This is a genomic window from Candidatus Omnitrophota bacterium, assembly GCA_014728045.1.
In the GTDB taxonomy this organism is placed as follows: Bacteria; Omnitrophota; Gorgyraeia; order Tantalellales; family Tantalellaceae; genus WJMH01.
On the sequence record WJMH01000010.1, the window covers coordinates 188,804 to 202,443 of the forward strand.

The window sequence follows — 13,640 nt, forward strand, 5'->3', positions numbered from 1 at the left end:
AATGTTTCTAGCTTTGTTCTGACACATAAGGAACGACCGGTGAGACCGATCCTCCGGAAACGACCAGTTTCATGCCGTCTTCAACGCTCATGTTCAAAAACCGTATGCTCCTTCTCGGGATGACCAGGAAAAATCCGCTGGTGGGATTAGGTGTCGTAGGCACGAACACGTTCACGCCCGTTTCGCCCAGCTGATCCTTCAGCTCACCCTTGGTGGTACCGGTGGTGAAAGCTATCGTATAAAGGCCTTCTCTGGGGTACTCAATAAGCACTACCTGTTTGAAGATCGTCTTTCCCTGACCTATGAGCGCACCGAAGATCTGTTTACTCGTAGTATACAGTTTTCCCATGATCGGAACCCTGATGAAAATATTCTCACCAAGGGCGAACATGCGATTTATTACCCATATCTTCGCGCCCCACCCTATAAGAGCAACCGTGAATATAACACCGATAAATATCAGGGTCTTGGCTATTACCACTCCGTGCGTCTGCTCCCATGCCATCGGCGCCAGCACCTTGACCAGCGGGCTGAGTATGACATCGTTCATCTTTATCACCACGAACCTTATGATCCATATGGTGACCACCGCGGGCAGAAGAAGTACTATCCCGTTGAAAAAGTTGACCAGAAATCTGTTCCACAACTTGATTTTCATTAATGTTCCCCGTTTTCTTTTAAGAAAGCATCTGAAATATCAAAAGCGCTACCAGCGCCCCTATCAGACTTCCCGCTATGACCTCCCAGAGCGAATGCACGCCGTTGGTCATCCTGCTTTTCGCTATAATAAGTACTAGAAAGAACACCAGTATGCTCACCAGCGGGTTCATGGTAAGAAGAGATATAACGACCCATACCGCAAACGCAACCGCGGAGTGGCCACTGGGCATCCCTCCTTTTAATAGGAATTTCTCCTTGCGTATGACCTTGATGAGTATGACCACGCCGATCACAACAAGCAAAGTTATCAGCGTTATGTGCCAGGGGGACTGCTTTATCCTTAAAAGCCCCCTCATTCCCCCCGCGATGCGTTTGGCAAAAAGCAGATAGCCGGTAATCGAGGCGTTCACCGCGCTCACGAACACCGCGCCCGCCGAAACGTCCTTGATGATCTTGACCGTCGGATGGAACTCATCGCTCACGTGGTCGGTGAGGTGTTCTATCGCGGTATTGAACATTTCAGCGACCAGCACGAAAGTCACCGCGAAACAGAGGATCATGAACTGTTCCGGAGAGAGATTAAGATATATCCCCGCTATCAGGACCAGAAAAGCGATGGCGAAATGTATCCTCATGTTCCTTTCGCTCTGCAGCGTGTGCACTACTCCTTCAAGAGCAGCGTTCACGCTGAGCAGGAACTTACTTCCGAAATGCTTTTCTGGCTTTTTGTAAAAGCGCATCTTCTTCCTTCCGCATCTTTGCCCGCTTCCGGGCGGTCCTGTCATCATATCCCAAAAGATGCAATATGCCGTGAATAACGTAAAGGGATATCTCCTCCTCGAAGGAGAGACCGTATTCACCCGAGTTCCTTGCCGCCGCATCGGAGGATATCGCTATATCCCCGAGGAAGACTCCGTTATCACCCGAAGGCCATGCTATAACATCCGTCGCCCGGTCCTTTCCGAACCATTTGCGGTTCATCGCACGTATCTTCTGGCTGGAAACGAAGATCATGTTCAGTTCCGCGTCAGGTCTTTTGTGCCGGTTTAGGACCAATCTCGCGACATCTTCCAGTTTTGAAAGATCAATCTTTCTTTTTTTGTTTAGGTTTTCGCTGTTTATTCTTATTGTCATTTGACTGCGATCCGTTCGATTGTTTTTTGCCGGGTTCCGGATAATTGAGCCGGGTGTGGAAGATCCCCATCAGCACCCTGACAAAGCTGTCGGCGATAACATGCATATCCTTCAGCGTCAGATCACATTCATCGAGCTGTCCGTCTATGAACTTGTTGTTGATTATCTTCCTGACGAGGTTCCTTATGCTGGCGGGTGTCGGCTCCTCCAGGGATCTGCTGGAAGCCTCGACCGAATCGGCCAAGAGCACTATGGCGCTTTCCTTTGTCTGGGGTCTGGGCCCCGGATAACGGAAATCCTCTTCCCTCAGGACCTTCCCGTCCTCGGATTTTTCTATTGCCTTCTGGTAGAAATAGGCTATGAGGCTGTCTCCATGGTGATGATTTATAAAGTCCACTATGGTTTTATTGAGTTTATACTGCCTTGCCATTTCCACGCCTTCTTTGACGTGCTTTGCTATAATGAGCGCACTCATCGAAGGCGCCAGGTTCAAATGCTTTGAACCTGCCCCCATTTCGTTCTCGCTGAAATATTCCGCCTTTGTGATCTTGCCAATATCATGGTAATAGGACCCCACTCGGGCAAGCAGGCTGTTGGCCCCGATGGCATCACAGGCAGCTTCAGCAAGATTGCCCACCATGATCGAATGATGGTAGGTACCGGGCGCCTCCATGGCCAGACGCTTAAGAAGCGGATGGTTAAGATCTGAAAGTTCCAGAAGGCTGATGTTCGTGGGCACCTTGAAAACATGTTCGAATACCGGCAAAAGCCCCATGACTATGAAACCCGAAAGTATGCCGCTGGCCATCGCCCAGGCGCCTTCCCGGACATAAAAATCCATTCCCATACCGTTTATAAGACCGATACAGGATATCGAAAACAGCTTTGCCGCTCCCACCAGGAGCCCGGCCCAAAGTATCTGGCCTCTTCTGCGGGCGCCTTTTACCGCAGCCATACCGACCACGCTGCCTACCAGAAGAACAAGAGCCACCTCGATATCCCCTCCCATGAGCAGCGATATGAGCACGCTGAGCAACACCACAAACAGAAAAGAGATATTGAAGCTCACAAGCAGAGTGATTATCATGCCCATGCTGGCAAGGGGTATGAAATAGCTCGGCTGCGGCGAGCGTATTATGAGATCCGCGGCCAGGATCATCAAGAACATCGTGATCAGGATTATGGAAAGTTCTTTTGTTTTCTTTAAAAAATCGGCCTTGACGGTGAAATGCGCATGTATACCCGCTACCAGACCCAGGAGCATAAAAAGAAGTATGACCCCAAAAAAGAACTTGGGCGTGATGCCCGGACGGAAAATGCTTCTTAGCTGTGATATCTGTGCGATATGGCGCGCGTTAACCCTTTCGCCCTTCTCAATAACAAGCTCGTTCTTCTTGACTTCCCATCTGCGGTAGACGGGCTCGACCTTTTCGCGCGCCGCCTGTTCCATCCTTTCGGTCTTTTCAAGGTCAAGCTTTATGTTCGGTTCGATATAGGCTGTTACCAGAGACGCTGCCGCCTTGCGCGTCCTGCGGTCGCCGGGAAACTGCTTAGAGGCATATTCCTCGGCCACTTTTTCCAGTTCCCCACCCCCCAGCAGGGCCTGGGTTTCCCTGCGCATCTGCTTGCGCATGGAACCGTTGAATATCATTACCTCTTCTTCCCCCTGCTGCCTGAGCAGTTGAAGGTCCTCCTCACTGGCATAACCCGCAAGAAAGAGATTATCAAGAACGTTGAGCACCATATTCTGGAGCTTGGCCGTATTCGGATACGCGATCAGGACTTTCAGGTCCCTTTCGGGAACCTTCTCTTTTAGCCTTTCCTCAAGAGCAACGACCTTTTCATTAACGGGCGACTCCATCTCTTTTTGTTCCTCGATAGCACTGAAAACATCGTCTATCTCGGTCCTGATCCTCTCCTCGAGGACAAGGTCCCGTTCCGCATAAAAAGGAACATTTTCACTGGCCGTGTTCCTGGCCTTTTCGGTAGCCTCATCGTCTATCTCCCAGTAATAAACGAAATCATAGGGAGCGTAGATGGTCTTAAGCGCGATATCCCCCTCGTGTATCTTCCAGTGACTGAGCTTGGGGCTTATGAACATGCTCGCCAGGGTAACGGCAAAAAAGACCGCTATCATCAGAACGGAGATCGTCTGCTTGCGTGTTGCGATTTCCTTGAATTTCTTGGTATTAATAAGCTTATTCATTTTCAGGCCCCGCTTTTTCCCTGTACACCTTGATTATCTCTTGCACGAGTTCATGCCTGACCACGTCCTCGCCCTTAAGCATGACGAACTTGATACCCTCTATCTTCTCGAGAATGGAATTCGCGTGGATGAGTCCTGAACTTCTGCCTTTGGGCAGATCGCTTTGAGTAACATCCCCGGTAATAACGGTCTTGGAATCAAACCCCAGGCGCGTAAGGAACATCTTCATCTGCTCCTGAGTGGAATTCTGCGCTTCGTCCATGATTATGAAAGAATCGTTCAGCGTCCTTCCCCGCATAAAAGCCAGAGGCGCCACCTCGATAATACCCCTCTCCAGATAATCCTTTATTAGATGCGGCTCCACCATATCGTAAAGCGCATCATACAAAGGCCTGAGGTAGGGGTTGACCTTCTCGTACATGTCGCCTGGCAGATACCCCAGGCTCTCACCCGCTTCGACAGCGGGTCTTGTGAGGATTATCCTGGATACCAGGTTCTTCTTCAAAGCGTTAACCGCCATAGCCATGGCAAGGTAGGTCTTGCCGGTACCGGCAGGGCCGATGCCGAAAACTATATCGAATTTCCTTATGGCATCGATATACCTCTTCTGGCCGGCGCTTCTGGGCGTTATATAGGCCCTCTTTGAACTCACCTGGATCCTGTCAAGAAAGATATCATCAAGATGCACGGCTACTTCAGGGTTCTTAAGCGCGTAATCTATGTCCCGGGGAGAGAGATGACCACCTTTCCTTATTACCACAAGGAACTCGTCTATGACCTTATTAGCATTATCCAGAGCGTTTGCGTCCTCTGACGATATTTTAAGCCCCCCGTCACGGAAGGAAGTCGTCACGCCAAACGCCTTCTCGATCTTCCTGAGATTATCGTCGTGTTTTCCGAAAAGGACTCTTGCTTCTGAATCATCGGTAAGTCTTATGGTTCTTTCAGCCATGGTCCAACCTTATTTTATCCAGTCTTCCTCGGATTCATCCTTGATAGTGGTAGAAGGTTTATCCTGTTTCTTGCCTTCGTCGGGAACTGCCGTCTCCCGGCTTTCATCTTCTGTGTAAGAAGAACCCGCGGGAAGCTCTATATCCACCCCTATGAGTGTACGTTTTACGTTCCTTTCCCCGCCTTTCATGTCCTGGGGCTTGCCCATCAGATACCCGCGATTTCCGTCCAGGTTCTGGTCTACTCTTTTCTTCTTGAACGTATATACATCGATCGCACCGGCCCTGCAGCAGGCAAAAACGCTCACCAGAAAACAGACCAGCACAAAAGATCTTATTATCTTTTCCATTCTCTACCTCCTTCCCTGTCCACTCGTGTAAAGTGGTCGGGGGTTATCCTTCTTTCTTGGTTCTTTTTGTATGTTTAATCCCTAATTCCCTTAGCTGCCTGTCATCGACGTAGGAAGGCGCCCCGCTCAGAGGGCATATCCCCTTCTGTGTCTTGGGAAAAGGTATTACCTCGCGTATGGAAGAGTCTCCTGTAAACAGGGTGACCAGTCGGTCCATGCCGAAAGCGATCCCGCCGTGGGGCGGCGGTCCGTAATTGAACGCCTCCAGCAGGAAACCGAACTTGCTCTCTGCCTCCTCCTCGGTCAATCCCAGGATATCGAAGATCCTTTTCTGAACATCTCTTTTATGTATCCTTATGCTTCCAGAACCTATTTCGCTCCCGTTGAGGACAAGGTCATAGGAAAGCGATCTTATTTTCCCGAACTCTCCTTTTTCAAGCAGCTCCAGATCTTCCTGACGGAAAAAAGTGAACGGGTGATGTTCGGAGACCCATCTTTTCTCGTCCTTGTTGAACTTGAAAAGAGGAAAATCCACTACCCAGAGAAAATCGAACTTATCCTTTTCTATCAGGTTCTTCTCGCGTCCTATCTTAAGGCGCAGAGCACCCAAAGAATCCCATACTACTTCTTCCGCATCGGCTACCATGAATATCATGTCGCCCGCCGAGGCGCCTGTCTTTTCCCGGAACAGTTCAAGTTCTCCCGGTTTGAAGAACTTGGTTATCGGCGAGGAAAGACCTTCTTCTGTGACCTTGAAATAAGCCAGGCCCTTGGCTCCATACTCACCGACGAAAGCGGTAAGATCATCTATATCCTTGCGGCTTATGTCCGCGTAACCCGGCGCTGCTAGGGCCATTACCCGTCCCCCGGATGAAACGGCATTGGAGAAGACCTTGAAGGAGGATCTGCCAGCTTCTTCGGTAAGGTCCTGTAAATGAACTCCGAAACGTCTGTCCGGCTTATCACTGCCGTACTTCTCCATGACATGGCGGTAACTGACCCTTTCAAACGGTATTTCTATCTCCATGTCCATTACCTTGGAGAATATAGCCTTGAAAAGGCGTTCACAGACCCCGAATATATCCTCTTCTTCAACGAAAGACATCTCCATATCAAGCTGCGTGAATTCTGGCTGCCTGTCCGCCCTGAGGTCCTCATCCCGGAAACAGCGCACTATCTGGAAATACTTCTCCACGCCTGCCACCATCAGGATCTGCTTGAATATTTGAGGCGACTGTGGAAGCGCGTAAAAACTGCCCCCGTGGACCCTTGAGGGAACAAGATAGTCCCTTGCCCCTTCCGGAGTGGACTTTGTCAGCATCGGCGTTTCCACTGAAACGAACCCTTCATTATCAAGAAAGTCCGTTATATGACGGTATAGCTTGTGTTTTATGTTCAGCCGCTTTTGCATGGGCACTCGCCGGAGGTCAAGGTACCTGTATTTAAGGCGCATCTCCTCTGACACATCCACATCATCCTTTATCTCAAAAGGCGGTGTATCAGACTCTGAGAGCACCTCTATCCTGTCCACGTCGATCTCGATCCGGCCGGTAGCTATCTTGGGGTTCACCGTCCCTTCCGGACGAGGCGAGACCTTACCTTTCACTTTAACGCAGTATTCATTCCTGAGCTGGTGCGCTTTGACATGCGCTTCCTTGTTCTTCTCTGGATCGAACACTATCTGCGTCCTGCCATGCTTATCCCTGAGATCCATGAATATGATCTCACCGTGGTCTCTGCGCGAATCTATCCATCCGCAGAGAGCGACATCCTTGCCCGTATCCTCTGAACCCAGTTCACCGCAATTATGCGTACGTATCATCTCTTCCTTTCAGTTTTTTCACTGCTTCATCAAAACTTAAAGCCTGTTGCGTGCCTTCGCGCATATTCTTGAGGAGCACTTCGCCTTCCTTTACCTCCTGTTCTCCTATCAGGATCACAAAATCCCTGGACTCTTTACCAGCCCTTCTCATCTGGCCCTTGAGGGAGCGCCCGGTAAGATCGATATCCGAGCTGACGCCTCTGGCGCGAAATTGGTTGGCCGTCGAAAAAGCATGGCTGAAATACTCCTTATCCACGGGAATGACAAGGACCGGCGGCGGTCTGCGAGGGATTTTCTTCCTGTCCACGGCAAGAAGCAATCTTTCAACCCCGATGGCATACCCTGTAGCCCCCGCGCTGGGACCTCCCATCTGCTCGGTAAGTTCATCATACCTTCCTCCGGCGGCCACCGCGTCCTGAGCTCCCAGTGCCGGGTGACGCACTTCGAATATGGTCCCCGTATAATAATCAAGCCCCCTGACCAGGTCGCTCTTCTCCTTGAAAGGAATATCCATCTCAGCGAGTATTTTTTTCAGCTGTTGGTAATATTCTAGACATGACCGGCACAGATACCCGAGTATGGAAGGAGCTGCGCTGACCACTTTTTTGCAGTCTCTGTTCTTACAGTCAAGAACCCTCAGCACATTTGTCCTGGCCCTTCTCCTGCAGTTATCACAAAGTCCGGAGCTTTTCCCCTCAAGATACTCTGAAAGGGCCTTCATGTACTCCGATCGGTCCTTTGAACAGCCAAGAGAGTTGATCAGTATCGTGAACCCATCAACCTTGAGTTCTTCGAGGACCATCTTGAGATTAAAAATAAGCTCGGCATCGATATATGGACCAGAAGCGCCGATAATCTCGGCTCCGATCTGGTGGAACTGGCGAAGCCGCCCTTTCTGAGGACGTTCCCCCCTGAACATCGGCCCCATATAATACAGACGCGTAAGCCCCGAAACATTATGCCATCCATGCTCTATGTAGGCGCGTATTATGGGGGCGGTGCCTTCCGGGCGGAGTGATACGTTCTTTCCTCCCCTGTCAGTGAAGGAGTACATCTCCTTCTCGACTATATCGGTATCCTCACCTATGCTGCGGGTAAATACTTCCGTCTCCTCGAGCAGCGGCGTGCGTATCTCACCATACCCGAAGTTCTCGAAAACATATCTTGCCGTGTCTTCCAGCCAGCGCGTTACTTCCGCGTCCTCGGGAAGAGTATCGGGCATCCCCCTCAATGCTTTGTATTTAGGCGTGTTACCCACTATCGTCCTTGTAAATTATGCCACGGTCGTGGCTATAAGATCGCTGATGCCGGATGAATTACACGTTCTGTTCAAGATCACTGGTATCCGCGTCTTCAACATCCGTCTTCATCTTCATGCCCGGCTTGAAAGAAACCACCTTCTTGTCGGGTATCGTAACGCTTTCGCCTGTCCTAGGATTCCTGCCCAGCCTTCCTTTTCGGGTCTTTACCTTGAAGATGCCGAAATTGCGCAGCTCAACCTTGTCACCCTGACGTAAACTCTCGATTATCATGTCAAAGGTGCGTTGCACGACTTCTTTGACCTCAACCTGCTTCAGGTTGGTCTCCTCAGCTATTTTCATGATGATGTCTTTCTTTGTCATTTATCTTCCTCCTTCTATTTTAATCAGATTCTATCCAGTCATCTCGCTACAGCAAAGCTATCAGAAGTGGTTATGTTATCATGGGTTATGTCAGATGTCAACGATATTATAATAATTATCATTACAGTCCTGAACGGGGGGCGGTATCACTTGGTCAGGAACTTAACGTTACCGGTACCGACGACATCTTCCAGCTCGGAAATCAGCTCTCCGGATGGTTTGACGAACAGAGTTTTGTCCGTGGAAAGGCGCACCTTACGGCCCTCAGGGGAAATGATATCGATATATATCGGTATTTTGCCGGCGAATTTGCGGATGATGCCTCTTACCCTTTTCATCATCTGCTCCTCCAGGCCGGTTGTAGAAAGCTTTACGAGAACGGATCTGGTATATCTTTCTTTTACCTTCTCAAGAGGTATTATATCCTCCGCCACCAGTTTTGGTTCCTCTTCTCGCAGGTTCAGTCTGCCGTGGATATAGACGAGATTGTCTTCCTTGATCAGTTCGGGGGCCTTCCTGTAAGCCTTCGGAAAGACCAGGACCTCAACGAAGTTCTCCAGGTCCTCGAGCCTCACAATAGCCATTTTTTCAGCTTTCTTGCGCGTCACCGTCGTCCTGACCTTGTTTATTATCCCCCCTATCAACACCTCCTGTCCGTCGGACATGCCGGCAAGTTCCGATATCCTGCATGTTGAATATGCGTTCAGGAGCTTCTCGAACCTCGCAAGCGGGTGGTTCGTGATATAAAACCCTAGCATTTCCTTTTCATTTGCAAGGAGCTCATGTTCTGACCACTCCGGTATATCGGGTATGTCATGAAAACTTTCCCGGAAACTCTCGTCCGCATCGGCATCATCGAAAAAGGACATCTGGCCCAGACTCCTGTCCCGGTTGGCCCTGGAAGCCATATCCAGGATCTTGTCCAGGACCGCCATCGCCTGCGATCTGCGTATCCCGGTGGAATCGAAAGCGCCGCATTTTATCAGGCTCTCCACGACCTTCCTGTTGACGGCTTTAAGGTCGGCTTTGAGAGCGAAATCGTAAAGCGATTCGAATTTGCCTTCCTGCTGCCGTATGCTTATGATGGACTCAGCAGCACCGCTACCCACGTTCTTGACCGCGGAAAGACCGAACCTTATGTCCTTGCCCACGACAGTGAAATCCTTGTAACTCTCGTTCACGTCCGGCGGCAATATCTCCATGTCCATTCTCTGGGCTTCGGTGATATAATCGGATATCTTGTCACTGTTGTTCTTCTCACTTGTAAGAAGAGCCGTCATGAATTCCACGGGAAAATTGGCCTTGAGATAAGCCGTCCTGTAACTGATCATCGCGTAAGCCGCCGAATGGGATTTATTGAACCCGTAACCGGCGAAATAGGTTATATAGTCCCATATCTTACCGGCTGTAACTTCATCGACATTGTTCTTTTTTGTGCCGGCCATGAACTTATCCTTGATCTCCGAGAGAGCTTCGGGGATCTTCTTACCCATGACCTTTCTCACGTTGTCGGCTTCTGCCATGGTAAATCCGGCAAGAGCAGACACGATGTTCATGACCTGCTCCTGGAAAACTATGATCCCGTACGTTTCCTTAAGTATGGGCTCCAGGGAAGGATGGTCATACTTCACCTCTATCTGGCCCTGCTTGCGCTTGATGAAATCATCCAGCATGCCGCTACCCATCGGTCCCGGGCGGTAAAGCGCAAGTATCGCAATAAGGTCTTCGAACCTCTCCGGACCCAGCTTACGCAAAAGGTCCCTCATCCCGCCTGATTCAAGCTGGAATACACCGGCGGTCTCCGCCTTGGATAAAAGTTCGAAAGTCGCCTCATCATCCAGGGGAATACTGTCAATGTCGATATCAACCCCCCTGGTACGCTTGGCTATTTTGACCGTCTGGTCGATCACCGTCAGGGTCTTCAGCCCAAGAAAATCCATCTTGAGCATGCCTATCTCGTCCAGCGACTTCATTGAATAACCCGTGGTGATTTGGTCGTCCGAGGTTTTGAACAGGGGTATACGTTTCTGTAGGGGCTTATCTGAGATGACAACGCCAGCTGCGTGCTTGCCGGCATGCCGGCTCAGCCCCTCAAGCCTCATCGAGGTGTCGACGAGCTGCTTCACCATGGGATCCTCTTCATACCTGGCTGTAAGCTCCGGTTCTATATCAAGAGCCCTTTCAAGCGTTATCCCGGGATCGTTCGGCACCAGTTTGGCTATCTTGTCCACATCGGCATAAAGCATACCCATAACCCTGCCGACATCCCTCAGAACACCCTTGGCCATCATGCTGCCAAATGTGATGATCTGCGCGACATTCTCCTTGGAATACTTCTCTATAACATAATCTATTACTTCCCCGCGCCTTTCGAAACAGAAGTCGATATCGATATCAGGCATAGTGACCCTCTCCGGATTCAGGAACCTTTCGAAGATAAGCCCGTATTTTATCGGATCAAGATCGGTTATACCCAAAGCATAACTGATTATACTCCCCGCGGCAGAGCCCCTTCCGGGCCCGACGGGAATGCCTTTCTCTTTAGCATGGTTGATGAAATCCCATACTATGAGGAAATAACTGACATAACCGAGCCCCTTGATAATCTTCATTTCATGATCGACACGTGTGCGAATCTCGTCTGTAATATTACCGCCATAACGGCGGTTTATCCCCTCTTCGACGAGTTTCTCGAAGAACTTTTCGTTATCCTGGCCGTCCGGGGCCTCGAACTTGGGCAGATGAAGCTCGGAGAAGTCGAGTTCCAGATTGCACCGGGAAGCTATTTTCACCGTGTTTTTGATCGATTCTGGCAGATCCAGAAAAGCCTCTTTCATTTTGTCGGGTGATTTGAAATAAAGCTGATCCGTATTGAACATCATACGGTCTTCCTGATCCAGCGTGGTCTGGGTCTGTATGCACAAGAGCGCGTCATGCGCCTTTGAATCCTCTCGCTCAAGGTAATGGACATCATTCGTCGCCACAAGAGGCAGGTCTGTCTCCTCCGCCAGCTTAACTATCAGGTTGTTAATCTTTTCCTGTTCATCCAAGTGATTATCCTGGAGCTCCAGATAAAAATTGTCCCTGCCAAAGATATCAGAATATCCCAGTGCGGCCTTTTTGGCCTGTTCCCACTGGTCAGAAAGAAGAAAGTGCGGGATCTCCCCGCCCAGGCAGGCGCTTAAAGCGATAAGTCCCTTGCTGTGGCGGGCGAGCACCTCTTTGTCCACCCTCGGCCTGTAATAGAACCCTTCTATATATCCGATGGAGACGAGTTCCATGAGATTCCTGTAGCCGGTCATGTTTTTTGCAAGAAGAACAAGATGATAAGCTCCCTGTATCCCGTGGCTTGTCTTGTCGAAACGGCTTTCGGGAGCAACGTAAACTTCGCATCCTATGATAGGTTTTATCCCGCGCGACTTGGCTTTTTTGTAGAATTCTATCGCGCCGAACATGTTCCCGTGATCGGTTATGGCGCAAGCGGGCATTCCGTATTCTTTGGCCAGATCCAGCAGCTCATCATGACGGCAGGCTCCGTCAAGAAGGCTGAACTGGGTGTGGACGTGCAAATGTACAAAATCCGAATGTGTATTAGTCATTTTTCGTGCGGTTTACAAGTTCTCAGGCAAGAAGTTCGGTTATTTTCTCATACCAACGCTCTGGGCGGTCTGATAAACCTTCCCTTCGGTCTGTATGGAAGGGGCTATGATCATGTTCACCAGCTGCATTTCGCTTATGTTATGTGCCCCGAGGTTGCCCATGCTCGTCGCAAGAGCGCCTACCAGGTTCTGGGTGCCGTCATCGAGCCTGGCGGGGCCGTAGAGTATCTCTTCAAGTGTGCCGGCCGTGCCGACCTGTATGCGTGTTCCTCTGGGAAGCGAAGGATGCGGCATGGCCATACCCCAGTGATATCCCTTACCGGGCGCCTCCTTGGCTCTGGCAAAAGCGTTACCGAGCATGACCGCGTCCGCCCCGGAAGCAAAGGCCTTACATACATCCCCACCGGTAGCCATTCCGCCGTCAGTGATAACGGGAACGTATCTGCCGGTCTTCTTGTAATAGAAATCTCTCGCAGCCGCGCAATCACATGTAGCTGTGATCTGAGGCACCCCTATCCCGAGAACGCCCCGGGATGTACATGCCGTGCCGGGACCTATGCCCACGAAGATACCCTGGCAGCCCGTTTCCATAAGGGCAAGGGCGACGTCATAATCCACGCAGTTACCCAGAAGGACCGGTATCTTCATTTCGTCACAGAACTTATAAAGGTCCAGGGGTTCGTACTCGCTCGATTCGTGCTTGACGCTTATCACCGTCGACTGGATAACGAATATATCCGCTCCGGCGTCCCTTGCTATGGGCCCGAACTCACCGGCAACCTGCGGATTACAGCTTACGACAGCCGGCACTCCGGCGGCCTTTATCTCTTTTATCCGCTTGGTTATGAGCTTTTTCTTGATGGGTTCGGCGTAGACGTTCTGTATGACCTTCGTGGATCTTTTCGCGTCACAGGTGATTATCTTCTCAATGGCTTTTTCCGGTTCCTCGTAACGGGTGGAAACCCCTTCAAGGTGAAGAACAGCGACTCCGCCGAGCTTGCCCATGGCCACGGCGAAATCCACGTCAACTACCCCGTCCATCGAGGAAGCCATGATGGGAACCTGGAACTTGATGCCTCCTATATTGCAGGAAGTGTCCACGTCATTAGGGTTTATGGTAAGCTCGCCCGGCACCAATGCTATTTCATCAAAACCGTAACTGCGCCTAGCCTTACGCCCTATCCCGACCCACATTCCCATGATATCCTCCTGATATTATAGATATATAACCTTGTATAAGGAAAAATAATTAGAAGTATGATACAAAAGTAGAAAGGGTTTGTCAAGTACGACTATT

At 50.3% G+C, this 13,640-nt stretch carries 11 protein-coding genes; all 11 read right to left on the reverse strand.

What is annotated here, in order from left to right; genetic code table 11:
• Positions 1-7: 7 nt before the first annotated feature.
• Positions 8-658, reverse strand: coding sequence for a DUF502 domain-containing protein (locus GF409_03570; GenBank protein ID MBD3426294.1), 651 nt, complete (start codon positions 656-658; stop codon positions 8-10).
• Between the two features lie 19 nt (positions 659-677).
• Positions 678-1,448 (reverse strand): phosphatase PAP2 family protein, encoded by a 771-nt coding sequence (locus GF409_03575; GenBank protein ID MBD3426295.1) that lies wholly within the window; start codon positions 1,446-1,448, stop codon positions 678-680.
• Positions 1,360-1,794: an rRNA maturation RNase YbeY gene (gene ybeY / locus GF409_03580; protein ID MBD3426296.1), complete on the reverse strand. Its 435-nt coding sequence runs from the start codon at positions 1,792-1,794 to the stop codon at positions 1,360-1,362. The genes GF409_03575 and ybeY overlap by 89 nt, the downstream gene beginning before the upstream one ends.
• Complete coding sequence (locus tag GF409_03585; protein MBD3426297.1) at positions 1,745-4,000, reverse strand: HDIG domain-containing protein; 2,256 nt, start codon at positions 3,998-4,000, stop codon at positions 1,745-1,747. The genes ybeY and GF409_03585 overlap by 50 nt, the downstream gene beginning before the upstream one ends.
• Positions 3,993-4,952, reverse strand: a complete 960-nt coding sequence (locus tag GF409_03590) for an AAA family ATPase (protein ID MBD3426298.1) — start codon at positions 4,950-4,952, stop codon at positions 3,993-3,995. The genes GF409_03585 and GF409_03590 overlap by 8 nt, the downstream gene beginning before the upstream one ends.
• Before the next feature lie 9 nt (positions 4,953-4,961).
• On the reverse strand, positions 4,962-5,300 hold the full coding sequence (locus GF409_03595) for a hypothetical protein (GenBank protein MBD3426299.1): 339 nt from the start codon (positions 5,298-5,300) through the stop codon (positions 4,962-4,964).
• Between the two features lie 43 nt (positions 5,301-5,343).
• Positions 5,344-7,122, reverse strand: a complete 1,779-nt coding sequence (gene aspS, locus GF409_03600; protein MBD3426300.1) for an aspartate--tRNA ligase — start codon at positions 7,120-7,122, stop codon at positions 5,344-5,346.
• On the reverse strand, positions 7,106-8,344 hold the full coding sequence (locus tag GF409_03605; GenBank protein MBD3426301.1) for a histidine--tRNA ligase: 1,239 nt from the start codon (positions 8,342-8,344) through the stop codon (positions 7,106-7,108). The genes aspS and GF409_03605 overlap by 17 nt, the downstream gene beginning before the upstream one ends.
• 94 nt (positions 8,345-8,438) lie before the next feature.
• Positions 8,439-8,744 (reverse strand): integration host factor subunit beta, encoded by a 306-nt coding sequence (locus tag GF409_03610; protein ID MBD3426302.1) that lies wholly within the window; start codon positions 8,742-8,744, stop codon positions 8,439-8,441.
• Positions 8,745-8,890: 146 nt separating this feature from the next.
• Positions 8,891-12,343 carry a DNA polymerase III subunit alpha gene (locus GF409_03615; GenBank protein ID MBD3426303.1) on the reverse strand — a complete coding sequence of 1,151 codons (3,453 nt, stop codon included), beginning with the start codon at positions 12,341-12,343 and terminating at the stop codon, positions 8,891-8,893.
• Between the two features lie 39 nt (positions 12,344-12,382).
• Entirely contained in the window at positions 12,383-13,543 is a 1,161-nt protein-coding gene (locus GF409_03620) for a GuaB3 family IMP dehydrogenase-related protein (GenBank protein MBD3426304.1), read from the reverse strand.
• Between the last annotated feature and the right edge of the window lie 97 nt (positions 13,544-13,640).